The organism is Pseudomonas serboccidentalis (assembly GCF_028830055.1).
GTDB lineage: Bacteria > Pseudomonadota > Gammaproteobacteria > Pseudomonadales > Pseudomonadaceae > Aquipseudomonas > Aquipseudomonas serboccidentalis.
Genome location: NZ_CP101655.1, coordinates 5,718,685 through 5,741,768 on the forward strand (window position 1 = coordinate 5,718,685; position 23,084 = coordinate 5,741,768).

The following is a 23,084-nucleotide window of genomic DNA, read 5'->3' on the forward strand; positions in this document are numbered from 1 at the left end:
CATGAGCGCTCCACGCCTGACGCTGCCGTCGCCAGCCAAGCTCAATCTGATGTTGCACATTCTCGGTCGCCGCGAAGACGGCTATCACGAACTGCAGACGCTGTTTCAGTTCGTCGATTACGGCGACGAAATCACTTTCGCCGTGCGTGATGACGGCGTGATTCGTCTGCACACCGAATTCGCCGGTGTGCCCCACGACAGTAACCTGATCGTGCGCGCGGCAAAAATGCTCCAGGCACAATCCGGCTGCACCCTCGGTATCGACATCTGGATTGATAAAGTGCTGCCCATGGGCGGAGGCATCGGCGGCGGCAGTTCGAATGCGGCCACTACCCTGCTCGGTCTCAATCACTTGTGGCAACTGGGCTGGGATGAGGATCGCCTCGCTGCACTGGGCCTGACACTGGGTGCCGACGTCCCGGTTTTCGTCCGTGGTCACGCGGCATTTGCCGAAGGCGTGGGTGAGAAACTGACCCCGGTCGACCCCGAAGAACCGTGGTATCTGGTGCTCGTGCCGCAAGTCTCTGTAAGTACGGCAGAAATTTTTTCCGATCCTTTGTTGACACGTAACACGCCGCCCATTAAAGTGCGCCCCGTTCCCGAGGGAAACAGTCGAAATGACTGCTTGCCGGTGGTTGCAAGGCGTTATCCAGAGGTACGTAACGCATTGGATTTGTTAGGTAAATTTACCGAAGCAAAACTAACCGGAACTGGAAGTTGTGTGTTTGGGGGCTTCCCAAGCAAAGCTGAAGCTGATAAAGTCTCGGCCCTTCTGACAGAGACCCTTACAGGGTTTGTAGCAAAAGGAAGCAACGTTTCGATGTTGCATCGCAAGCTGCAAAGTCTGCTCTAAAAGGAATCAAGTGCCAGGCACTTGAAGCAACAGATACAGGGGCGTCGCCAAGCGGTAAGGCAGCAGGTTTTGATCCTGCCATGCGTTGGTTCGAATCCAGCCGCCCCTGCCATTTTCTTTACTCATCCAGGTTACCCTCAGCCTCTAGGTACTGCGCGTGTCCAAGATGATGGTCTTTACGGGGAACGCTAACCCCGATCTGGCTCGGCGTGTTGTACGTCAGCTGCATATCCCTCTCGGTGACATCTCTGTCGGTAAGTTCTCCGACGGCGAAATTACTGCCGAGATCAATGAAAACGTTCGCGGTAAAGACGTTTTCATTATTCAGCCGACTTGCGCTCCGACCAACGATAACCTGATGGAACTGGTAGTGATGGCTGACGCCTTCCGCCGCTCCTCGGCTACTCGTATCACTGCTGTTATTCCTTATTTTGGTTATGCCCGTCAGGATCGCCGTCCGCGTTCCGCACGTGTGGCTATCAGCGCGAAAGTCGTTGCTGACATGCTTACCGTAGTCGGCATCGACCGTGTTCTCACGGTTGATCTGCATGCTGACCAGATTCAGGGTTTCTTCGATATTCCGGTAGATAACATCTACGGCTCCCCGGTTCTGGTGGATGACATCGAAGATCAGCGCTTCGAAAACCTGATGATCGTGTCCCCGGACATTGGTGGCGTCGTGCGTGCACGTGCCGTTGCCAAATCCCTGGGCGTGGATCTCGGGATCATCGACAAACGCCGTGAGAAAGCCAATCACTCTGAAGTGATGCATATCATCGGTGATGTCGAAGGGCGTACCTGCATTCTGGTCGATGACATGGTCGATACCGCCGGCACTCTGTGCCACGCGGCCAAGGCCTTGAAAGAGCATGGCGCAGCCAAGGTCTTTGCCTACTGCACACACCCAGTGCTGTCGGGTCGGGCCATCGAGAATATCGAAAATTCCGTGCTGGACGAGCTGGTGGTGACCAACACCATCCCGCTGTCCGCTGCCGCACAAGCCTGTGCACGTATCCGTCAACTGGATATCGCACCGGTTGTTGCCGAAGCGGTTCGCCGCATCAGCAATGAAGAATCGATCAGCGCGATGTTCCGTTAAGGGCCCTGCCCTTCTCGAAATGTCTCGTTGACGAAAAGCGCCCCGCCCCGGCATTCCTGTCGGGGCGGGGCTTTTTTGCCCATACCGTGTTTGGCGCTGGTCGCAAACGCCACTCGGTCATGGCTATTTTGGAGATACAAAATGAACGATTTTACTCTGAATGCTGAAGTGCGTTCCGACCTGGGGAAAGGTGCGAGCCGCCGCCTGCGTCGTCTCGCCGCCCTGGTTCCAGCTGTTGTTTACGGTGGCGACAAAGCCCCTGAATCCATCAGCATGCTGGCCAAAGAAGTTGCCAAACTGCTCGAAAACGAAGCGGCTTACAGCCACATCATCGAGCTGAACGTTGGTGGCAAGAAACAGAACGTCGTCATCAAAGCTCTGCAACGTCACCCGGCCAAAGGCCACGTGATGCACGCTGACTTCGTACGCGTTGTAGCTGGCCAGAAACTGACCGCTATCGTTCCTGTGCACTTCGTCAACGAAGCTGCTCCAGTGAAGAAAGGCGGCGAAATCTCGCACGTTGTTGCCGAGATCGAAGTTTCCTGCCTGCCAAAAGATCTGCCTGAGTTCATCGAAGTCGACCTGGCTAACGCTGAAATCGGTTCGATCATTCACCTGTCGGACCTCAAAGCTCCTAAAGGCGTTGAGTTCGTTGCTCTGGCACACGGCGATGACAAGGCTGTTGCCAACGTCCACGCTCCACGTGTTGCTCCAGAAGCTACCGAAGAAGGCGCAGCAGAGTAATTCACTCTGTTATGCCTGAGTGAGCAAGTAACATCGCGGACTGGAACGTAGCGAGAAAGCGGGCGAGAACGCGGAGTTTACATTCATGGTAAATGAGCAATTTTCGTCCACTTTCGCCGCTTTCCCTGATCGCGGCGATGTTATCCACCACTCCAAGGAAGGGCCCCTATCGTGACTGCCATCAAACTGATCGTTGGCCTGGGAAATCCAGGCGCTGAATACGAACAGACCCGGCATAACGCAGGGGCCCTTTTTGTTGAGCGCATCGCCGCCGCGCAAGGTGTGAACCTTGTGGCCGATCGCAAATATTTCGGCCTGACCGGGCGCTATTCGCATCAGGGTCAGGATGTTCGTCTGCTGATTCCCACCACCTACATGAACCGCAGCGGCCAGGCCGTGGCGGCACTCGCCGGTTTCTTCCGCATCAAGCCTGAAGAAATCCTCGTGGCGCACGACGAACTCGATTTGCCTCCGGGCGTTGCCAAGCTCAAGCAGGGCGGCGGCCATGGCGGTCACAACGGGTTGCGCGACATCATTGCGCAACTGGGCAATCAGAATACTTTCTACCGCCTGCGGCTTGGCATCGGCCACCCGGGTGTCGCCAGTATGGTTTCAAATTTCGTCCTGGGTCGTGCGCCACGCGCCGAACAGGAAAAACTCGATGCCAGCATCGACTTTGCCCTCGGCGTGCTGCCGGATATCCTCGCCGGTGAATGGAACCGCGCGATGAAAAACCTGCACAGCCAGAAGGCCTGACTCTAATCCGAGGGGAAACACCATGGGATTCAATTGCGGCATCGTCGGCCTGCCTAACGTCGGCAAGTCCACCCTGTTCAACGCCCTGACCAAATCCGGTATCGCGGCCGAGAACTTCCCCTTCTGCACCATCGAGCCGAACAGCGGCATCGTGCCGATGCCGGATCCGCGTCTGGACGCTCTGGCGGCCATCGTCAATCCGAAGCGCATCCTGCCGACCACCATGGAGTTCGTCGACATCGCAGGTCTGGTGGCCGGCGCCTCGAAAGGTGAAGGCCTGGGCAACAAGTTCCTGGCCAACATCCGTGAAACCGACGCCATCGCTCACGTGGTGCGCTGCTTCGAAGACGACAACGTGATCCACGTGTCCAACAGCGTCGACCCGAAACGCGATATCGAGATCATCGACCTGGAACTGATCTTCGCTGACCTCGACAGCTGCGAGAAGCAACTGCAGAAAGTCGCGCGCAACGCCAAGGGCGGCGACAAGGATGCCGTGGTTCAGAAAGGCCTGCTGGAGCAGTTGATCGCGCACTTCACCGAAGCCAAGCCTGCGCGCAGCCTGATGAAGAACATGAGCGCTGACGAAAAGGCCGTGATCAAAGGCTTCCACCTGCTGACCACCAAACCGGTCATGTACATCGCCAACGTGGCTGAAGACGGTTTCGAGAACAACCCGCATCTGGACGTGGTCAAGGCCATCGCCGAAGAAGAAGGCGCCATGGTCGTTCCAGTCTGCAACAAGATCGAAGCGGAAATCGCCGAGCTCGACGACGGTGAAGAGAAGGACATGTTCCTCGAGGCCCTGGGCCTGGAAGAGCCTGGCCTGAACCGCGTGATCCGCGCCGGCTACGAAATGCTGCACCTGCAGACCTACTTCACCGCCGGTGTCGAAGAAGTCCGCGCCTGGACCGTCCGCGTCGGGGCCACCGCACCACAAGCGGCCGGCGTGATCCACACCGACTTCGAGAAAGGCTTCATCCGCGCTGAAGTGATCGCCTACAACGACTTCATCCAGTACAAGGGCGAAGCCGGTACCAAAGAAGCCGGTAAATGGCGTCTGGAAGGCAAGGATTACATCGTTAAAGACGGCGACGTGATGCACTTCCGCTTCAACGTGTAAGCGTTACGCCCAAGAAAAAGCCGCGTTTGATACGCGGCTTTTTTGTGCCTGCGATTTATGGCCAACAGATTCCCCCTGTAGGAGTGAGCCTGCTCGCGATAGCGGAGTGTCAGTTAAATCAACCGCAACTGACACGCCGCTATCGCGAGCAGGCTCACTCCTACAATTGGAATTGCGTGGAATCAGGCCTTCTTGGTACGCGGCAAGAAGATCGCCAACACGCCAAACAACGGCAGGAACGAACACAGAAAATACACGTACTCAATCCCGTGTACATCCGCCAGGTGCCCGAGCAGTGCCGCACCAATCCCGCCGAAGCCAAACATCAAACCAAAGAACACCCCGGCGATCATGCCGACGTTGCCCGGCACCAGTTCCTGCGCGTACACCACAATCGCCGAGAACGCCGAGGCGAGGATGAAGCCGATCAGCACGCTGAGGAGGGTGGTCCAGAACAGATCGACGTGAGGCATGAGCAGCGTGAACGGTGCCACACCGAGGATCGAAAACCAGATCACCGCCTTACGCCCGATCTTGTCGCCAATCGGCCCACCGAAAAACGTGCCCGCTGCTACGGCGCCGAGAAACAGAAACAGGTGCAACTGCGAGCTGGCGACCGACAGGTCGAACTTCTCGATCAGATAGAAGGTGAAATAGCTCGTGAGGCTGGCCATGTAGAAATACTTGGAAAACACCAACAGCCCCAGCACCACCAGCGCACTGGTCACCCTGCCCTTCGATAACCCGTGAGTCGCCGCCTGGCCGGCCTTGAGCTTGAACAGGTTGAGGTGATGGGCGTACCAGCGACTGATGCGGTACAGCACGAACAACGCGAACACCGCGAACAGGCCGAACCACGCCACATTGCCTTGACCGAACGGAATGATGATCGCCGCCGCCAGCAACGGACCGAACGCCGAACCGGCGTTACCGCCCACCTGGAAGGTCGATTGCGCCAGCCCAAAGCGTCCGCCCGAAGCCAGCCGCGCAATCCGCGAAGCCTCGGGGTGAAAGGTCGAGGAGCCAATGCCGATGAGCGCCGCCGCCAACAGAATCAATGGAAAACTGCCCACCATCGACATCATCACGATGCCAATCAGTGTGCAAATGGAGCCTACCGGCAACAGCCACGGCTTAGGATGACGATCCGTGTGATAACCGACCCACGGCTGCAGCAGCGAGGCCGTCAACTGGAAAGTGAGTGTGATCAGGCCGACCTGAGTAAAGCTCAGATCGTATTTGGCCTTGAGCATCGGGTAGATCGACGGCAGCACCGACTGAATCAGGTCGTTGATCAAATGCGCCAGCGCCACGGCGCCGATGATACGCATCACCAGTGGACTGCTTTGCGGAGCAGCGGGCGCCGAGGCAGCGGCGGTCTGAACGTTGCTGATAGCCATGAAGATTTCCGTACAGCAGATGGGCGCACGCAGGCAGGACCGCCAATGTGCCATTTTTCGGTGCGTCTGCGCCATCCTCTTAGCCAGCTAACTAACCAACTGAATAACCGAACCCTGTAGGAGCTGCCGAAGGCTGCGATCTTTTGATCTTGCTTCTAAAAACAAAGATCAAAAGATCGCAGCCTTCGGCAGCTCCTACAGAGGGAGCGCGTTGTTCTTAAAGGTGATAGCGCAACGCCATGGTCTGAATCTTGCCTTGCTTCTCCCCCGAACGCGGCGGCCTTACAAAGGTCGCCGAGAATGGGAAGTTTCGCTACAGAGCCGGCCTACAGAGCGGGCGAGAGTGAACTTTCGAGGCCTTTTAGCAGGGCACAACATCCCGGTTTGCACGACCGCGATGCACGCCATTAGTGCGTGGTGTCCAGAGGAGTCATGAGGCATGCAGGCTTTCTTGTCACCGGGGATCAAATTGCTGGGGCGGTTTGGCTTCGCGCGTAAATTCCAGCTGTTGTTTCTGTTGTTCATTCTGCCGTTGGCCGGCAGCCTGCTGATGATCGGCCAGGACTACCGCGCCAAGCTCAACCTGATTTCCGGCGAACGCGCCGGCGTGCGCCAGTTGCTCAGCCTCGACGCGCTGGACAACCTGCTCGCCGCCCAACGTGACCGTGCCGCCCGTTGGCGCGCCACCGAAACCAATCGCCAGCCGACCCCGGCCACTCTCGCCGCCATGGCTGCATTCGACGCCGTGCAACCGGCCCTCGTGCAAGCTACCAGTGATCTGGGCAATGCGCTGAGCAAGGAAGGTGCCGAAGGTGAAACCCTTGCCCGCTATCAAGCGTTGCAAACCGCACTCGGCGGTCTGGATTCGAAAAGCCTCAGCAGTGTCGGCTGGTGGCCGGACGGTTATGAGCGTTTCACCAACGCCCTCAGCGCCCTGCAAGCCTTGCGTGAGCAGATCGTCATGGACAACCGCCTGACCCTCGCGCCGTGGCTGGAAACCTACCTGCTGACGCAGATCTCCACGCAGCACGCGCCGGACCTGATCGAGCGCGTCGGCCGCCTCGCCGCCGTCGGTCAGGCTTCGGTAGTCTCGGGCCAGTTCACCCTGCAAAGCCGCCTGCAATTGCGCGATCTGCGCAGTCGCATCGGCGACGCCCGCGAGCAACTGGTGAAAACCGCCAGTTTGCTCGAAGCACGGCTGCCGAGCGACTTGCAGACCTGGGCCGGCCAATATCACGACAACCTCAAGCGCCTCGATGCCGGCCTGAAGGTGCTGGATGACGGCGTGTTCGGCGGCAGCATCACCCTCAAGCCCGAAGACTTCGAACGCAGCCTCGACGCACTGCTCGGCGATCTCGCCTCGTTGCGCCAGCAATCGCTGCTCTCGCTGGATCAGCGCCTCGACGCCTACCACGCTTCGGCGATTCGCCAGTTCATTGTGGTCGCCGCCGTGTTCGGTTGCCTGCTGCTGGCGGCTTTGTATCTGTTCGTCTGCCTGCAAGCCTCGATCCGCCGCAGCGCCAGCGGCATCACCCTGCTCGCCGAAGCCCTGCGCGACGGCAACCTCAGCCTGCAAGTGCCAGTGGTGGGCCGCGATGAGCTGGCGGCGATCAGCACCGCACTCAACGTCGCCGTGGTGCAATTGCGCACCAGCATGCTCGGGGTCGATCACGAAACCTCGCAACTGAGTCACGCCGTGCGCAGCCTCAACGATCATTCCAGCGGCGCGCTGAGTGAAGTCGAGGCGCAGCAGTTGCAGATCAGCCAGATCGCCGCCGCTGCCACGCAACTGGCCGCGACCTCGCAAGGCGTCGCGCAGAGTTGCGAACAGGCCTCCGGCAGCGCTCAACACACCCGACGCATCGCCGCCGACAGCAGCCGCGACAGTCAGCGCACCACCGCGAGCATTCAGCAGCTCAATCAACGCTTGAACGAGACCGCCGCCGCACTCGGTCGAGTCAGCGAACAGGGGCAGCAGATTCAACTGGTGGTCGACACCATTCGTGGCGTGGCCGAGCAGACCAACCTGCTGGCGCTCAACGCCGCGATCGAGGCCGCGCGCGCCGGCGAACAGGGTCGCGGTTTTGCCGTGGTCGCCGATGAAGTCCGCAGCCTGTCGCAACGCACTCAGTCATCGACCGCGCAGATCGCCGGCACGGTCGACAGCCTGCGCGCCACGGTCAACGAGGCGGTGAGCCTGATGGAAGCGGCGTGCGGCCAGGCGCAGTCGGATGCCGAGGCCGTGACCGGTCTGGGTGAGCGTCTGGGCGAGATTGCCAGCGCAGTGCAGAGCGTCACCGACACCCTGGCGCAGATCGCCACGGCGGTCGAGGAACAGGCGAGTACCGCCGATGAAGTCAGCGGCAATATCCAGCAGGTCGATCAGGCGGCTGTGCGTCTGCTTGAAGGCGCGCGGGCGGTGAATCTGGCGGCGGACACCCTGAGTCAGGGCAGCAAGGCCCTGAGCGACAACACCGCACGCTTCCGCCTCAGTTGATCAGTGCTTCGGGGAAGTCCGCTTCCAGCTCGGTCTTGAGCCACTGGATAAACCACGCCACATCCGCCGAGAGCTCGGCGGACGGCGTCAGTACCCGGTAGCTTTCGAGCTTCACCTGAGCGTCCACGGCGCGCACCAATTTGCCGGATTTGAGTTCCTCGCGAACCAGCACTTCGTTGGCCAGCGCAATGCCCTGCCCGCTCTCGGCCACCGACAGCGCGTGATCGTTGTTGACGTAGAGCATGTCGGAGTTGAGGTGAATATCCAGGTCATGAGCGGCGAACCACAGGTTCCACCATTCGCCGTCATCGACATGGATCAACTCGTGGCGGACCAGATCCGCCGGGCCGGTCACAGGCCCGATACTGGCGAGGTATTGCGGGGTGCAGATCGGAAACACGCGCGGGCAGATCAGCGCCTCACGTGAGTCGGCGTACTGCCCGTCGAGGCCGTAGACGATCCCCAGATCGGCGCTCTTGCCATCGACTTCGGTGAAGGTCGAGTTCGGCTCGATGGCGAACTTCAAACCCGGCCGCAAATGGCGCATCGCTTCGATCCGTGGCATCAACCAGCGCTTGGCAAAACCCGGCACTACCATGATCCGCAACCAGCGCTCGGCGTCCTTGGGTTGCGCCTCGTTGCCGGCCTCGATGATCAACTGCAGGGCGGCGGCGATCTTGCGGTGGTACTTCTCCCCCGCCGGTGTCAGGTTGACCCCGCGCGAAGTACGCTCGAACAGCTGAATGCCCAGCCAGTCCTCGAGCAACTTCACGTGCCGGCCAATCGCCGGCTGGGTCACGTGCAGGGCTTTCGAGGCCTCGACATAGCTGCCCAGACGGGCGGCGGCATCAAATGCACGCACCGCGTTGAGCGGCGGCAAACGGTGGTCGGGCATGATTCCTGGCACCTTTGGCTATTAAATTAACTAACACCTGCCATGTTTAAATTGAAGTTTCGCCCCGCGCAACCCCTCGCTGATAATCGAGCCACAGCAGAATAAAAAAACAGCTGGTTTCACCCCGTACGCAATCTCGATCCTGCCCAGAAAAATAATATCCATGGCCCGACTGATTGGCTGACTTGCAGCGCAATCGCAGGCGATGGGGGAATCGGAGGTAACGCATGAATGCCCTGCATTCGCTGCAAACGCTGGCGGTGTCCATCCGCTCGGTGCGCAAGGTTTACGGTGATCCAAACACCGGTCCGGTGGCGTTGAAAAACATCGACCTGGACATTCGCGACAACGAATTCTTCACCCTGCTCGGCCCGTCCGGCTGCGGCAAGACCACGCTGCTGCGGATGATCGCCGGCTTTGAATTTCCCACTCAGGGCGAAATCCTGCTCTACGGCGAAAACATCGCCGACCGCCCGCCGTTCCAGCGCCCGGTCAATACGGTGTTCCAGCATTACGCGCTGTTCCCGCACATGACCATCGCCGAGAACCTGGCCTTCGGCCTCGAATCGCAGCCGATGGGCAAAGTGCTGAACAAAGCGCAGATCGCCGAGCGCGTGCGCGAGATGCTCGCACTGGTGCAGATGGAGCGCTTCGCCAATCGCAAGCCGGCGCAGTTGTCCGGCGGCCAGCAACAACGTGTAGCGCTGGCCCGCGCCTTGGCGCCGCACCCGAAAGTCCTGCTGCTGGATGAGCCGCTGTCGGCACTCGACCTCAAGCTGCGCCAGGCCATGCGCGAAGAGCTGAAAAGCATTCAGTCCAAGACCGGCATCACCTTCATCTTCGTCACCCACGACCAGGAAGAAGCGCTGACCATGTCCGACCGCATCGCCGTGCTGTCCGAAGGCGAAGTGCAGCAGGTCGGCCGCCCGGAAGACATCTACGAACGCCCGCGCAATCGCTTCGTCGCCGACTTCATCGGCGAAACCAACTTCATCCAGGGCACGGTCACAAAAGTCGAGGATGGCATGGCCTGGTTCGCCGGGCCGGCCGGGCATCCGCTGCCGGCGCAACCGTGCAGCGACGTGGCGGTCGGCGTCAGCGTGACCTTGTCCGTACGCCCCGAGCGCCTGCACCTGGTGCCCGCCGCGACCGAGGCCGCGCTGCCATGCCGGATCGAAGCACAGATTTATCTGGGCACCGACCTGCAATATCAGGTCAGTCTCGGCGACGGTTCGCGTCTCACCGTGCGCACACCCAACAGCGTCGACCAGAACCTGCGCTTTGCCGTCGGCAGTCAGGCCGGTCTGTTGTTCGACCGTGGAAGCGCCAGCGTCCTGCACGATTGAGCCCGAGGAGTTGCCATGCACGCCTTACCGATTGCCAACACGCTGGAGCGCCGCAAGGCCTTCCAGAGTTTTCTCGGAGTCAGCCCGGCACTGGTCGCCATCGGCCTGTTTCTGTTGGTGCCGATCCTGATCGTCATCGGCTATTCGCTGATGGAAGCCAACCCCTACGGCGGGGTCAACAAAGTCTTCAGCAGCGACGCCTACACCTCGTTACTGTTCGAACGGCAAATGGACGACAGCCTCGCGTTCGCCGATTCCTACCTGATCATCGCCCTGCGTTCGGTGGGCATCGCCAGCCTGACCACGGTCATCACGTTGCTGATCGGATTTCCGGTGGCCGTTTGGCTGGCGATGCAGCCAGCGCATCGGCGTGGTTTGCTGATCTTTCTGATCACCGTGCCGTTCTGGGCCAACCTGCTGATCCGCACCTACGCGTGGATTCTGCTGCTGCGCAACACCGGGGTGATCAACAACAGTTTGCTGGGCATGGGCATCATCCATGAACCGTTGCAGTTGTTGTACACCGACGGCGCGGTGCTGCTGGGGCTGGTTTACACCTACGCGCCGTTCGTGGTGTTGCCGATCTACGCGACGCTGGAAAAGATGGATATTCGCCTGCTCGAAGCGGCTCAGGACCTGTATGCCGGGCGCGTGCGGACCTTGCGCAAAGTGGTGTTGCCGATCGCCAAACCGGGGATTCTCGCCGGCGCCATCCTCACCTTCGTGCCGTGCCTGGGCGCGATGATCGCTCCGGAACTGCTCGGCGGCGGCACACGGATGATGCTCGGCAACCTGATCTTCCGGCAGTTCAGCGATGCGCGTAACTGGCCATTCGGCGCGGCGTTGTCGCTGGTGCTGATGGCCGCGGTGATGTTGGTGCTGACCGTGTATGCCCTGCGCGCCGAGCGCCAGCGCATCGCCAAGGGAGGTGTGTAATGCTCGCGCTATTCAAACGCAAAGGGCTGGGTGTGCAGGACTTCCCCGGCTTCGGCGGCTTCAGTTTCCTGTTCTATCTGTACCTGTACGCGCCGATCGTGGTGCTGGTGGTGTTCTCGTTCAACGCCAACCAGTCGGCGACGGTGTGGACCGGTTTCAGCCTCGACTGGTATCGCGCCGCGTTCGCCAATCAGGCCTTGCGCCAAGCGGCCGGCAACAGCCTGTTGATCGCGGTCTGCGCAAGCATGATCGCAACCGCGATTGCCACCCTCGCCGCCCTCGGTACTTCGCGCGGCGCGAAATTCAAGGGCCTGCACTTGTCGATGGGCGCGATCATGCTGCCGCTGGTGCTGCCGGAAATTGTTGTCGGTGTGGCGACGCTGGCGCTGTTCTCGACCATTGGCCTGTCGCTGGGTTACGGCAACCTGATCATCGCTCATACGGTGTTCTGCATTCCGTTCGCCTACCTGCCGATCCGTGCGCGGCTGAACGACATGGACCTGTCGCTGGAACAAGCCTCCGCCGACCTCTATGCCGGCCCGTGGCGGACCTTTCGCAAGGTCACCCTGCCGCTGCTGATGCCGGGGATTTTCTCCGGGCTGATGCTGGCCTTCATCGTCTCGCTGGATAACTTCGTGATCTCGATGATGGTCTCGCAGGCCGGCACCACGACCCTGCCGATCTTCATCTTCGGCCTGTTGCGCATGGGCGTGACACCCGACGTCAACGCCGTCTCGACCCTGATCCTGGGCGTCTCGGTGCTGTTCGTCAGCCTCTCTTACCTGCTGGGCAAAAAGAACGCCTGAACCTTCCAAGAACTGTGGGGAAATCGCATGAGCAAGTGGATAAAAAGCGTCGGCACTTCGTTGTTCCTGACTGTGCCGCTGGTCATGACCGGCAGTGTTCAGGCCGCGGAAAAACTCAACGTGGTGAGCTGGAGTGGTTACTTCTCGCCGGAGATTCTCGCCAAGTTCCAGAAGCAGACCGGCATCGAAGTCACCGTCGATTCCTACGATTCCAACGAGACCCTGCTGGCCAAACTGAAACAGGGCGGCGCCGGGTATGACGTGGCGATTCCCTCGCACCAGTTCATCCCGATCCTGATCAAGGAAAACCTGCTGGAGCGCTTCGATCCGGTCAAAGAGCCCTACTACGCCAGTGTTGTGGATAACCTGAAAAAGCCGAGCTGGGATCCGGAAGGCGCGTATTCAGTGCCGTTCATCTGGGGTACCACCAGCGTCGTGCTCGACAGTGCGCGCTACAAAGGCCCGGCCGACAGCTACAAAGTTTTGTACGAGCCGCCAGCCGAGCTGCAGGGGCGAATCAACATGTTCGATTCGGTCAGCGACATGGTCGACATGGCCAGCCTTTACCTGAACATTCCGCTGTGCAGCGAAGACCCGAAACAGATGCAGCAAGTGCTGACGCTGCTCAAGGCACAAAAGCCGTTCGTGAAGACTTACAGTTCCAAGGCCGGCTCGATCCGCGAGAACCTCGCTTCGGGTGAAATCGACATGTCGATGTTCTGGGGCGGCTCGTCGATGCGCGCCCGGGAGATGAAACCGACGCTGAAATACCTGTACCCGAAAGAAGGCGTACTGGCCTGGGTCGACAACATGGTCATCCCCACCGGCAGCAAGAACCCGGCGAATGCCAAGGCGTTCATCGCCTTCCTCAGCCAGCCGGAAAACTCGGCGATGACGCAGAACTTCCTCAAGCACCAGAGCCCGATCAAAGGCGTGGAGCCGTTCCTCGATGCGGCGCTCAAGGACGCGCCGGAATTGCACATTCCCGAGGGCACCAACGTGGTGTTCAGCAAGACCTGCGGTGAAGGCGCGATCCGTCTGGCCGACCGTCTCTGGACCAACCTGATGCGTTGATCCCTGCCGCCCCGTCGAACTGGCGGGGCGTTTTTCCAGCCGTCTGAAAGGCGCCGTTGTCATGAACTCCAATAACATCAGCGAACTGGTCCTGCTGCAGGCCCATGAGCTCGCCGAACGCATCCGCCTGCGCCAGGTTTCCTGCCGGGAAGTGATGCAGACTTACCTTGCCCACATCGACCGCTTCAACCCGTTGGTGAATGCGCTGATCAGCCTGCAATCACCGGAAAGTCTGTTGGCTCAAGCCGATACGCGCGACGCCGAGCTGGCCCGTGGCGAATACCGCGGCTGGATGCATGGCCTGCCCCACGCGATCAAGGATCTGTCGTTGACCCAGGGCATCCGCACCACGCTTGGCTCGCCGTTGTTCAAGGACTTCATGCCCGAGCGCGACGGCATCATGGTCGAGCGAATCAAGGCTGCCGGCGCAACCATCATCGGCAAGACCAACACCCCGGAATTCGGCCTCGGTTCGCAGAGCTATAACCCGTTGTTTGGTGCGACCGCTTGCGCGTACGACCCGAGCAAAACCGCAGGTGGCAGCAGCGGTGGCGCGGCGGCAGCGCTGGCGATGCATCTGGTGCCGGTGGCGGATGGCAGCGACATGATGGGGTCGCTGCGTAATCCGGCGGCGTTCAACAACATCTTTGGTTTTCGACCGTCGCAGGGGCGTGTGCCGTTTGATGACAGCGCTGATCTGTTTTTCGATCAGTTGGGTTACGAAGGGCCGATGGCGCGCAGCGTGAGGGATGCGGCGCTGTTGCTGTCGGTGCAGGCCGGGGGCGATGCGCGGGCACCATTGTCGATCAGTGAGTCGGGCGAGGCATTTGCCGCGCCGCTGGAGCGTGACTTCAAAGGCACGCGGTTGGGATGGCTGGGAGACTTCAACGGTTACCTGCCGATGGAGAGCGGTGTGCTGTCGCTGTGTGAGAAGACCTTTGCCGATTTTGAGAGTCTGGGTTGTCACGTTGAGTCGGCTGAGTCTGGGTTCGCGCCTGAGCGGCTGTGGAGCAGTTGGCGGACGCTGCGTCATTGGATGGTCGCGGGGTCTTTGGGCGCGACCTACGCCGATCCACAAAAACGCGCGTTGTTGAAACCGGAAGCGATCTGGGAAGTGGAAAACGGCTTGAAGCTTTCGGCCAGTGAAGTGTTCGCCGCCTCGGTGGTGCGCAGCGATTGGTATCGGGCGATCTCGCGACTGTTCGAACGATACGATTACCTGCTGCTGCCCAGCGCCCAGGTGTTCCCGTTCGACAAGGCCCAGCCTTGGCCGACCGCTATCGAGGGCGTCAGTATGGACACCTATCATCGCTGGATGGAGGTGGTGATTCCCGGCACGTTGTCCGGTTGCCCGGTGGCGAGCGTTCAGGCCGGCTTCAATGCACAGGGGTTGCCGATGGGGTTGCAGATCATCGGCCGGCATCAGGCGGACTTCGCGGTTCTGCAACTGGCGCATGCTTATGAGCAGGCCAGCCGCTGGTTCCAACGCTGCCCTTCGCCGCTGCTCGGCTCATGATTTTGATAAACGGTTGAAAGCGTAGAAAAAATTTTTAAATTTACGCTTGACGCTTTTCCATTTCAGGGGAATAATGCGCGCCACTTGGCTACATAGCTCAGTTGGTTAGAGCATAGCATTCATAATGCTGGGGTCCGGGGTTCAAGTCCCTGTGTAGCCACCAAGTACTAAAAACGGCTTACCGAAAGGTAGGCCGTTTTTTTATGCCTGCAATAATCCCCCCTCCGGTTACCCACCTACAAAACGTCTATCTTCAGCCCTTTCGATTGGATCAGTGGGCTCGCAGTACCTCATCAGTCAGACTTTCTTACAGTTTGCACTTCGCCTTTTTTCACATAAGCAAATATCAAATTCAAGATAATGCTAACCTCACACTTCAGCCTTTATCCAATTAATACGGGCTTTTCCCAATAGAAAGTTCAAGATAATCAAAAACAATACTTGAGATAATTGTTATCATGGCCGAGTTTTTCCATCACGACCTGGCGCTACTCAATCCCTCCTTTGACTCTGACCTGGTGGATGTTTTGAGCGAACTGGAGCACCTACGTCGTCTGCGACTCGAAGGCGATACGCCGCCACAGGTGTTCCACCAACTCAAGTCACTGTTCCATGCCTTGGAAAGCCTCGGCTCCGCGCGTATTGAGGGCAACCACACAACCTTGGCGGACTACATTGAGAGCAAAGTGGAAGGGAAGGCCCACGAAACTGACCAGCTTCGTGAGGTAGCCAATATCGAGAATGCGATGGATTACATCGAGCAGATCATGGCACCGGGCGCAGAACTGACCGAACGTACGATCCGTGAGCTACACGCGATGACCGTCGACAACCTACAGCGCGAGGGCGACAAAACGCCAGGTGCATACCGCAACAGTGGCGTGCGGATTTCGCAATCCGATCATCTGCCGCCCGACTTCATCCAGATTCAGGCATACATGGAGGAGCTTGTCGAATTCGTTAACCGCAAGGACTCTCCCAAATACGACCTGATGAAGGTCGCGCTGGCTCACCATAGATTTGGATGGATACACCCGTTCGGTAATGGCAATGGCCGCGTGGTAAGACTGCTCACCTACGCGTTACTGATGAAATACGGCTTCAACGTCAATACGGGCGGTCGCGTCTTGAATCCTACGGCCGTGTTCTGCAACGACCGTGAACACTACTACTCAATGCTCGCAACAGCTGACAAGGGAACAAAGGAAGGTTTGGAGCAATGGTGTACGTATGTGTTGCAAGGCATTCGCGATGAGCTTGAAAAGGTCGACCGCCTCACCAATTATTCTTATCTCACCAAGTGCATTCTCGTCCCAGCTATCGCCTTTGCACGGGAACGCGAATGGATCACCGAAACAGAGGAACTGGTGCTCTCTGCCGCGATTAAACTGAAGATAGTGAAATCTGCGGATATAGCTGCTGTACTCCCTAAACACTCGAGCAATCAACGGACCTACTTGATCAAAAAACTGGTGGATCAGGGAATGCTTTTACCGCTTACCCCCGGAGCGAGGCAGTACACGATTGGATTTTCCAATAACTATCTGATTCGGGGAGTCATTAAGTCACTCAGAGAGCAAGGCTTCATACCTGCCCCTTTGGAAACCCCCTGAGCGCCGATCTACAACCGGCAGTATTCAAGTCCTGCTGAATTAGCCACCTGCCGGTTTGGCTGCGGAGTATCGGATACGACTGAACCAATAACGAAATCAGGTTGAAAAAGTGCCGTCGGAAACGGGCTCGATCCAGGTATGAATCGGATCACGCACCGCTAAAACAAAAAACGGCTTACCGAAAGGTAGGCCGTTTTTTTATGCTTGGAGAAAAGTACTGATTTTGTGATGGCGGGATGTATCCCCTCATCTGGTTTTCAGCCTGCCAGTGCCGCCAGCCCTTTCGCCCAGATCTGCCGAGTGCGCAGACCGACCATCGCCCGCCAGTCCGGATCCGCCGGGTAAAACTGCTCCAGCAGATTCAACTTGATCGCCCGCCCCGTCGCATCCAGTGGATCGCCATGCAGATGCAGCCAGTGGTCATCGCGCAAATAACGATGCACTTCCGGCCCCGGATAGGTTCCGCATTCGATCACGAATGGCATCAACTGCACGCCCGGTAATGCGTTGAGCAGCGCCTGCGAGGTGTAACCGGTGGCGGTCGCCGCGACACCGGTTTCACTCAAGGTCTCGGCTCCGGTGTGCAAGGTGTACAACCAGGGGCCGTAGATCGACTGCGCTTGCGCCAACGCCGGGTAGGCCGACTCGGTGATGGTCAGCAACATTGGATGGCCGTACTCGCCAGCACCGGTGTGCAGGTCGAAACACATCACGGTTTCAGCGCCCGCCAGATGCTCATCGATAATCTGCTGCAGCGTGCGATTCGACCAGCTCGGCGCGCGGCCACCATAAAACAATCCATCGGGATGGCTGTGCTGACCGCCCTCGACAATCGACATCACCGCTGGCCAGCCGTGTTCGTTGATCTGTGCATCGAGCAAAGCGTCAGCCCGCGCACGCTCCGGGCCATTCAAATCGGTGCAGGCGTAGATCTCGTGCAAAGCCGCATAAGCGCGGTTGTCCGGCAACGGCCCGGCGAAATCCTGGTGATTACGGTTGAGGTCGATATTGTCTTCGTTGACCCGCCGCAGCCACGCGGTGCCCCACGGGTTGATCAGGTGCACCATCACTACCGCGACATCCTTGGGCAGCGACCCCGGCACGAAGGTCTTCAGCCATTCGATCTGGCAGTCCGAGCCGTAATAGCCCTCGACACCGTGGGTGCCGCTGAGCGCCACCAGCCGACGTTTGGCCTGCGGATCACCGAGCACGGCGACGTCGGTGCTCAGCGGTTCACCAAAAGGGCCGCATCGCGGATGCGCGTAAGAAGTGAGCGTGGCGCCGGCGGCATGGGCGGCGACGAGAAACTGTTCGCGTTGATCGCGGTAATTGAACTCGGTAGGGAACTCGCTGTGCATATCAGTCTCTTGTTGATCTTGTAATTGTAGGAGTGAGCCTGCTCGCGATAGCGTCATCACATCCAACATCATTGCTGGCTGACCCACCGCTATCGCGAGCAGGCTCACTCCTACAAGGGGACGTGTGCGATCGGTCGATTGAGGTTGACCCTAGCGAATTTCCGGCCTGAAAAGAAAGACAAAAATGCCCACCGGTTTGCGTCGCGACCGACCGGTCGATAAAGTCCGTCAGACCTTTCATCCCACGGACGGAGAGCCCCACGTGTTTCCAGCCCTGCCCCTGAGCCGTTTTCGCCTGCCAGCCCTGACTCTGCTTGTCAGCGCCCTGACCCTCACCGCGTGCAACGCCCCGCCCTCCTCGACCTTGCCGCTGGCACCGGAAGCCGCCTCTGGCTACCGCACCGATCTGCAGACCCGTCACGCCAGTCAACACATGGCGGCGGCTGCCAATCCACTGGCCGCCGAGGCCGGGCGCGAGATGCTGCGCAAGGGTGGCTCGGCCATCGACGCGGCGATTGCGATGCAAGCAGTGCTGACACTGGTCGAACCGCAATCCTCCGGGATCGGTGGCGGTGCGATGATCGTGCTGTGGGACGGCAAACAGGTGCGCACCTACGACGGTCGCGAAACCGCACCGGCCGGCGCCACCGAGAAACTGTTCCTGCAAGCCGACGGCAAACCGATGCCGTTCCCGCAGGCGCAGATCGGCGGGCGTTCGGTCGGCACACCGGGCGTGCTGCGCGCGCTGGAGCTGGCGCATAAACAACACGGGCGCCTGCCATGGGCCACGCTGTTCGAGCCGGCGATCAAGCTCGCCGAGCAAGGCTTTGCGATTTCGCCGCGCCTGCATTCATTGCTGGAATCCGATCCGGTGATCCGTCAATCGCCGGACATGGCTGCGTACTTCCTCAACAGCGACGGCAGCGTCAAAGCCGTGGGCACCCGCCTGCAGAACCCGGCACTCGCTGCCGTGCTCAAGCGCATCGCCCACGAAGGCCCGGACGCGCTGTACAAAGGCCCGATCGCCGAAGAGATCGTCGCCAAGGTGCAAGGCCATGCCAATCCGGGCAGCCTGTCGCTGAATGATCTTCAGCGCTATCAGGCCAAGGAACGCGCACCGCTGTGCACCGACTACAAACGCTGGCAGGTCTGCGGCATGCCGCCACCGTCATCGGGCGGGATCGCCGTGGCGCAGATTCTCGGCACCCTGCAAGCGCTGGAAACCCGCGACCCGCGCCTGTCGCTGACCCCGCTCAAACCGGTGAAAACCGACAAACCGGCCGGCATCGAGCCGGCACCGCAAGCCGTGCACTTGATCGCCGAAGCCGAACGCCTGGCCTACGCTGACCGTGCGCAATACGTCGCCGATACCGATTTCGTCCCGGTGCCGGTCAAGGGCCTGGTCGACCCGGGTTACCTCGCCAGCCGCGCCAGCCTGATCGGCGAACGCAGCATGGGCAGCGCCAAACCGGGCACCCCGCCAGGCGTGCAAGTGGCCTACGCGCCGGATCGCTCACCGCTGCGCATCTCCACCTCGCAAGTGGTGGCGGTGGATGACAGGGGTGGCGCGGTGTCGATGACTACCACCATCGAAGCGGCGTTCGGCTCGCACCTGATGGTTCAGGGCTTTTTGCTGAACAACCAGATGACCGACTTCTCGTTCATCCCCGAAGAGAACGGGCAGAAAGTTGCCAACCGCGTCGAACCCGGCAAACGTCCACGTTCGTCGATGGCGCCCACCCTGATCTTCGATCGCAACAGTGGCGAATTCCTCGCCAGCGTCGGCTCGCCGGGCGGCTCGCAGATCATCGAGTACGTGGCCAAGACCACCGTCGGCCTGCTCGACTGGAACCTCGACCCGCAAAGCGCCATCAGCCTGCCCAACTTCGGCAGCCGCAACGGCCCGACCGAACTGGAACAAGGCCAGTTCAGCCCGGCGCTGATTCAGGCGCTGAAAGACAAAGGGCATGCTGTGAATGAAATCGACATGACCAGCGGCACCCAGGCCATCGTGCGGGTCAAGGATGCGCAGGGCAAAGCGTCGTTGGAGGGGGGGGCGGATCCGCGACGTGAAGGGGAAGCGTTGGGGGATTGAAGCCAGGATGCAAACAAAAAAGGCTTACCGCGAGGTAAGCCTTTTTTCATGCAACGGGTTTAACGCGCAAGATCACCCGGCTCAGCGATTAGCCACCAGATGCGCCCCAAACAGCAAATAACAACCACCGGCCAAACGATCCAGCCATTGCCGCGAGCGCTCGTAGACGCCCGCGATCCGCCGACTGGCAAAGAACAGCGCCACGCTGCAATACCAACTGAACGACAGCGTCGCCATGGTCAGCACCGCCAGCGCCAGCAACAGCGGCGGCACATGGGCCGGCATGGCGGTGGCGAAAATGGTGGCAACAAACAGTGCGGATTTTGGGTTGGTCATGTTGCCCAGAAAGCCTCGCCCATAAGCACCGAGCAGGGTTTGCTGCGATTCATCCAGCGTACCGGCGACAATCGGCGCCTTACGCTTGAACTGCTTGAGCCCGAGATAGATCAGGTAGCAGCCGCCGGCAATCTTGAAACTCAGGTACAGCGTCGGCGCCGCGCTGAACAATGACTGGATGCCCAGGCCGCCAGCCAGCCCCCACAGCACGGTCCCGCTGGCGACACCGAGTGCCGCGACCACGCCATGGCGGCGCGAGCGGCTGACAGCCAGTTGGGCGATGTTGAAGAAGTTCGGACCGGGCGTGACCACCGCGACCGTCCACAGCAGCGCCAGCGACAGCAACGGGGCGAGATAGCTCGCAGTAGAAAGGTCCATGGGGCAGCGCCTGATCGGTTCGACAATGCCCCACACCTTGCTCCATTCGGCGCCGGTTTTCCATCAGATGAATGTCACAACGGCAGGGTTTTACCGTCCACCGCATCGCCAATCGTCAGGAAATGCCCGCCCGCCACATGGTGCAAAGTGCGCAAACCGTCATGCCCGTCGAAGTGCCAGCGCCCGTCACTGAATACGCGTTCATCGGCCTGGGCGGCGATGACTTCGGCGAGGAACAGGTCGTACTGCTCGTGATTGCGCGGCTCCGGCAGCAAGCGGCATTCGAGCCAGGCGACGCAGCCGTCAAGCAGCGGCGCTTCGACTTGTTCACCGGCAAAGGTCTGCAAGCCGTAAGCCTGAAACTTGTCTTGCCCTTGGGTTTGGCTGATTTCCAGGCCCGACGTGTTGCCGACGGTTTGCACAATGTCAGCCTGATTGACGCACGGCACGTTGAGCACAAAGGTGCCGGACGCTTCGAGCAGCTGCCGGGTCCAGGTGGACTTATCGAGGACCACGGCGACTTTCGGTGGTTCGAAATCCAGCGGCATCGCCCAGGCGGCAGCCATGATGTTGCGCTGGCCGTCATGGGCGGCGCTGACCAGCACGGTCGGCCCGTGATTGAGCAGACGGTAGGCTTTGTTCAAGGGAACCGGGCGGCGGTGGGAATCGCTCATGGGGATCTGCTCCGGGGGAAAAGGAGCCGATTGTAGCGTCAGCACCGAAAGATCTGCTGGTGAAAAAAACTGTAGGAGCTGCGGTACGCTGCGATCTTTTGATTCTGTTTGTGATGCTTGAAATCAAACCAGAATCAAAAGATCGCAGCCTCGTTTCACTCGACAGCTCCTACAGGGATCGGCGTGCAGGTCAGTGGGAAAGTTGATTGGCAAACTGCCCGACCGCATCCACCACTTTCTGCGCGCCGTCCTGAATCTCGACGATCACCGTGCCCGCCTCCGCCGCCAGCGCCAGGCCTTGTTCGGCCTGCAGCTTGCCGTCGGTCATCAGGGCCACGGCGTTGCGCGCCATTTCCTGGTTCTGCCGCACCACGCCGACGATCTCTTCGGTCGCCTGGCTGGTGCGCGAGGCCAGTTGTCGCACTTCGTCGGCCACCACCGCAAAGCCTCGGCCCTGCTCGCCGGCGCGGGCCGCCTCAATGGCAGCGTTGAGTGCCAGCAGATTGGTCTGCTCGGCAATACCGCTGATGGTCTTGACGATAGTGCCGATCACCTGCGACTGCTCGTTCAGTGCCTCGATGCCCTCACCCGCAGCCTGCATGTGTCGCGACAGATCACGCATCACATTCACCGCCTCGGTGACCACGGTGGTGCCACGTTGCGCGGTGCTGTCGGTTTGTTGCGAAGTGCTGTAGGCAATGCTGGCCGCGTCGGCAACCGCTTGTTCGCGGTTGACCTGCTCAGTGATCACCGTGGCGAACTTCACCACTTTGTACAGTTTGTTGTTGGCATCGACCACCGGGTTGTAGGACGCCTCCAGCCAGACCACGCGGCCGTGGCTGTCGACACGCTTGAAGCGCTCGGCCACAAACTCGCCATTGTTCAGACGACGCCAGAAGTTCTGATACTCGGCGCTGTTGTACTCCTCCGGCGTGCAGAACATCCGGTGATGCTTGCCCTTGATCTGCGCCAGGCTGTAACCCATGCCGCTGAGGAAGCGCTCGTTGGCATTCAACACATTGCCGTTGAGGTCGAACTCGATCACTGCGGTGGAGCGTACCAGCGCGCCGATCAGGTTTTCGTGCTCGCGGGAGGCTTCGATGGTGCGGGTCAGGTCACTGGAGAAAATCGAGAAATGCTTGATCCGGCCGTCCGAAGAACGCACCGGCTGCACGATGGAGCGCAGCCACGCCTCTTCGCCATTACCGCGCAGCAGACGTACGGCACCGGCGAAATGCTCGCCACGGGTCAGCGCAGATTTGAAACGATGGTGAAACTCATCAGCCTTCACATGCGCCGGGACGATGTCTTCGATGGCGCGCCCCACCAGGTCCGGGCTTTTGTAGAGCATCTCGGCGAGAAAGTTCTGATTGACCGACTGAATCCGGCCATCGGGCTCCAGAGTCAGCACCAGCATCTCGCTTTCCAGGCTTTCCTTGACTTGCAGCAGACTGGACAGTTCTTCACGAAGAGCGGCCAGCTCTTGCTTGAGGCGTTTGTTGAACATGGGAAGGTACCGATGGCTGGGTAGAAAGCGGGATGCAGCCTAACCATCGGCCTTGAAAATCTTTTCTGAAGAGCGCTT

General features: G+C 59.8%; 19 protein-coding genes, 2 tRNA genes and 1 pseudogene. 15 read left to right on the forward strand and 7 right to left on the reverse strand.

Annotated features, from left to right (window positions below):
* The first annotated feature begins 1 nt into the window (after position 1).
* The 6 genes from ispE to ychF all read left to right on the forward strand — a co-directional run bounded on the left by ispE (position 2) and on the right by ychF (position 4,575).
* Positions 2-853 carry a 4-(cytidine 5'-diphospho)-2-C-methyl-D-erythritol kinase gene (gene ispE / locus NN484_RS26060; protein ID WP_127652403.1) on the forward strand — a complete coding sequence of 284 codons (852 nt, stop codon included), beginning with the start codon at positions 2-4 and terminating at the stop codon, positions 851-853.
* 37 nt (positions 854-890) lie between these two features.
* Positions 891-965: transfer RNA gene (locus NN484_RS26065), tRNA-Gln, on the forward strand.
* Between the two features lie 45 nt (positions 966-1,010).
* Entirely contained in the window at positions 1,011-1,952 is a 942-nt protein-coding gene (locus NN484_RS26070) for a ribose-phosphate pyrophosphokinase (protein WP_003171603.1), read from the forward strand.
* Between the two features lie 141 nt (positions 1,953-2,093).
* A complete protein-coding gene (locus NN484_RS26075) occupies positions 2,094-2,696 on the forward strand; it encodes a 50S ribosomal protein L25/general stress protein Ctc (RefSeq protein WP_215502387.1) in 603 nt (200 codons plus the stop codon).
* Between the two features lie 171 nt (positions 2,697-2,867).
* The gene (gene pth / locus NN484_RS26080; RefSeq protein WP_003228164.1) at positions 2,868-3,452 is read left to right on the forward strand and encodes an aminoacyl-tRNA hydrolase; all 585 of its coding nucleotides are present in this window, start codon (positions 2,868-2,870) and stop codon (positions 3,450-3,452) included.
* Between the two features lie 22 nt (positions 3,453-3,474).
* Positions 3,475-4,575: a redox-regulated ATPase YchF gene (gene ychF, locus NN484_RS26085; protein ID WP_127652405.1), complete on the forward strand. Its 1,101-nt coding sequence runs from the start codon at positions 3,475-3,477 to the stop codon at positions 4,573-4,575.
* A gap of 182 nt (positions 4,576-4,757) precedes the next feature.
* Here ychF and NN484_RS26090 read toward each other — a convergent pair whose 3' ends face one another.
* Positions 4,758-5,975, reverse strand: coding sequence for an MFS transporter (locus NN484_RS26090; RefSeq protein ID WP_127652406.1), 1,218 nt, complete (start codon positions 5,973-5,975; stop codon positions 4,758-4,760).
* Between the two features lie 439 nt (positions 5,976-6,414).
* Here NN484_RS26090 and NN484_RS26095 point away from each other — a divergent pair, with 439 nt between their 5' ends.
* Complete coding sequence (locus tag NN484_RS26095; protein WP_274658284.1) at positions 6,415-8,472, forward strand: methyl-accepting chemotaxis protein; 2,058 nt, start codon at positions 6,415-6,417, stop codon at positions 8,470-8,472.
* Here the strand turns inward: NN484_RS26095 and NN484_RS26100 are convergent.
* Complete coding sequence (locus NN484_RS26100) at positions 8,465-9,367, reverse strand: LysR substrate-binding domain-containing protein (protein ID WP_127652564.1); 903 nt, start codon at positions 9,365-9,367, stop codon at positions 8,465-8,467. The genes NN484_RS26095 and NN484_RS26100 overlap by 8 nt on opposite strands.
* Positions 9,368-9,594: 227 nt before the next feature.
* On the opposite strand from NN484_RS26100, the gene NN484_RS26105 reads away from it, so the two are divergent.
* From NN484_RS26105 to NN484_RS26135, 7 genes are all read left to right on the forward strand, one after another.
* Positions 9,595-10,713: an ABC transporter ATP-binding protein gene (locus NN484_RS26105; protein ID WP_274658285.1), complete on the forward strand. Its 1,119-nt coding sequence runs from the start codon at positions 9,595-9,597 to the stop codon at positions 10,711-10,713.
* 15 nt (positions 10,714-10,728) lie between these two features.
* A complete protein-coding gene (locus NN484_RS26110; protein WP_274658286.1) occupies positions 10,729-11,649 on the forward strand; it encodes an ABC transporter permease in 921 nt (306 codons plus the stop codon).
* Positions 11,649-12,455 (forward strand): ABC transporter permease, encoded by an 807-nt coding sequence (locus NN484_RS26115; protein WP_007912916.1) that lies wholly within the window; start codon positions 11,649-11,651, stop codon positions 12,453-12,455. Before NN484_RS26110 ends, NN484_RS26115 begins: the two co-directional genes overlap by 1 nt.
* Positions 12,456-12,482: 27 nt before the next feature.
* Positions 12,483-13,529, forward strand: coding sequence for an ABC transporter substrate-binding protein (locus NN484_RS26120; RefSeq protein WP_127652561.1), 1,047 nt, complete (start codon positions 12,483-12,485; stop codon positions 13,527-13,529).
* 61 nt (positions 13,530-13,590) lie between these two features.
* Positions 13,591-15,045 (forward strand): amidase, encoded by a 1,455-nt coding sequence (locus tag NN484_RS26125; RefSeq protein WP_274658287.1) that lies wholly within the window; start codon positions 13,591-13,593, stop codon positions 15,043-15,045.
* A gap of 86 nt (positions 15,046-15,131) precedes the next feature.
* Positions 15,132-15,208 (forward strand) — tRNA-Met (locus NN484_RS26130).
* Between the two features lie 295 nt (positions 15,209-15,503).
* Entirely contained in the window at positions 15,504-16,658 is a 1,155-nt protein-coding gene (locus NN484_RS26135) for a Fic family protein (protein WP_215502394.1), read from the forward strand.
* 257 nt (positions 16,659-16,915) lie between these two features.
* Here NN484_RS26135 and NN484_RS26140 read toward each other — a convergent pair whose 3' ends face one another.
* Positions 16,916-18,016 carry a DUF2817 domain-containing protein gene (locus NN484_RS26140; protein ID WP_274658288.1) on the reverse strand — a complete coding sequence of 367 codons (1,101 nt, stop codon included), beginning with the start codon at positions 18,014-18,016 and terminating at the stop codon, positions 16,916-16,918.
* A 262-nt stretch (positions 18,017-18,278) separates the two neighbouring features.
* On the opposite strand from NN484_RS26140, the gene ggt reads away from it, so the two are divergent.
* Entirely contained in the window at positions 18,279-20,111 is a 1,833-nt protein-coding gene (gene ggt, locus NN484_RS26145) for a gamma-glutamyltransferase (protein ID WP_274659339.1), read from the forward strand.
* A gap of 81 nt (positions 20,112-20,192) precedes the next feature.
* Here ggt and NN484_RS26150 read toward each other — a convergent pair whose 3' ends face one another.
* From NN484_RS26150 to NN484_RS27450, 4 genes and pseudogenes are all read right to left on the reverse strand, one after another.
* Entirely contained in the window at positions 20,193-20,825 is a 633-nt protein-coding gene (locus tag NN484_RS26150; protein WP_274658289.1) for a LysE family translocator, read from the reverse strand.
* 74 nt (positions 20,826-20,899) lie between these two features.
* Positions 20,900-21,499, reverse strand: coding sequence for a flavin reductase family protein (locus NN484_RS26155; protein WP_274658290.1), 600 nt, complete (start codon positions 21,497-21,499; stop codon positions 20,900-20,902).
* 190 nt (positions 21,500-21,689) lie between these two features.
* On the reverse strand, positions 21,690-22,298 hold the full coding sequence (locus NN484_RS27445) for a methyl-accepting chemotaxis protein (RefSeq protein ID WP_414891824.1): 609 nt from the start codon (positions 22,296-22,298) through the stop codon (positions 21,690-21,692).
* Positions 22,278-23,006 (reverse strand): annotated as a pseudogene (locus NN484_RS27450) (PAS domain-containing protein); the annotation flags it as partial. The pseudogene NN484_RS27450 and the gene NN484_RS27445, both read right to left, overlap by 21 nt.
* Positions 23,007-23,084 lie beyond the last annotated feature (78 nt).

Coding starts and splice junctions, on each gene's coding strand:
- NN484_RS26110 (WP_274658286.1), top strand. CDS start 10,729: ATGCACGCCTTACCGATTGCCAACACGCTGGAGCGCCGCAAGGCCTTC.
- NN484_RS26150 (WP_274658289.1), bottom strand. CDS start 20,825: ATGGACCTTTCTACTGCGAGCTATCTCGCCCCGTTGCTGTCGCTGGCG.
- NN484_RS26100 (WP_127652564.1), bottom strand. CDS start 9,367: ATGCCCGACCACCGTTTGCCGCCGCTCAACGCGGTGCGTGCATTTGAT.
- NN484_RS26125 (WP_274658287.1), top strand. CDS start 13,591: ATGAACTCCAATAACATCAGCGAACTGGTCCTGCTGCAGGCCCATGAG.
- NN484_RS26155 (WP_274658290.1), bottom strand. CDS start 21,499: ATGAGCGATTCCCACCGCCGCCCGGTTCCCTTGAACAAAGCCTACCGT.
- NN484_RS26115 (WP_007912916.1), top strand. CDS start 11,649: ATGCTCGCGCTATTCAAACGCAAAGGGCTGGGTGTGCAGGACTTCCCC.
- NN484_RS26140 (WP_274658288.1), bottom strand. CDS start 18,016: ATGCACAGCGAGTTCCCTACCGAGTTCAATTACCGCGATCAACGCGAA.
- NN484_RS26120 (WP_127652561.1), top strand. CDS start 12,483: ATGAGCAAGTGGATAAAAAGCGTCGGCACTTCGTTGTTCCTGACTGTG.
- ispE (WP_127652403.1), top strand. CDS start 2: ATGAGCGCTCCACGCCTGACGCTGCCGTCGCCAGCCAAGCTCAATCTG.
- NN484_RS26090 (WP_127652406.1), bottom strand. CDS start 5,975: ATGGCTATCAGCAACGTTCAGACCGCCGCTGCCTCGGCGCCCGCTGCT.
- ychF (WP_127652405.1), top strand. CDS start 3,475: ATGGGATTCAATTGCGGCATCGTCGGCCTGCCTAACGTCGGCAAGTCC.
- NN484_RS26105 (WP_274658285.1), top strand. CDS start 9,595: ATGAATGCCCTGCATTCGCTGCAAACGCTGGCGGTGTCCATCCGCTCG.
- NN484_RS26135 (WP_215502394.1), top strand. CDS start 15,504: ATGGCCGAGTTTTTCCATCACGACCTGGCGCTACTCAATCCCTCCTTT.
- NN484_RS26095 (WP_274658284.1), top strand. CDS start 6,415: ATGCAGGCTTTCTTGTCACCGGGGATCAAATTGCTGGGGCGGTTTGGC.
- NN484_RS26075 (WP_215502387.1), top strand. CDS start 2,094: ATGAACGATTTTACTCTGAATGCTGAAGTGCGTTCCGACCTGGGGAAA.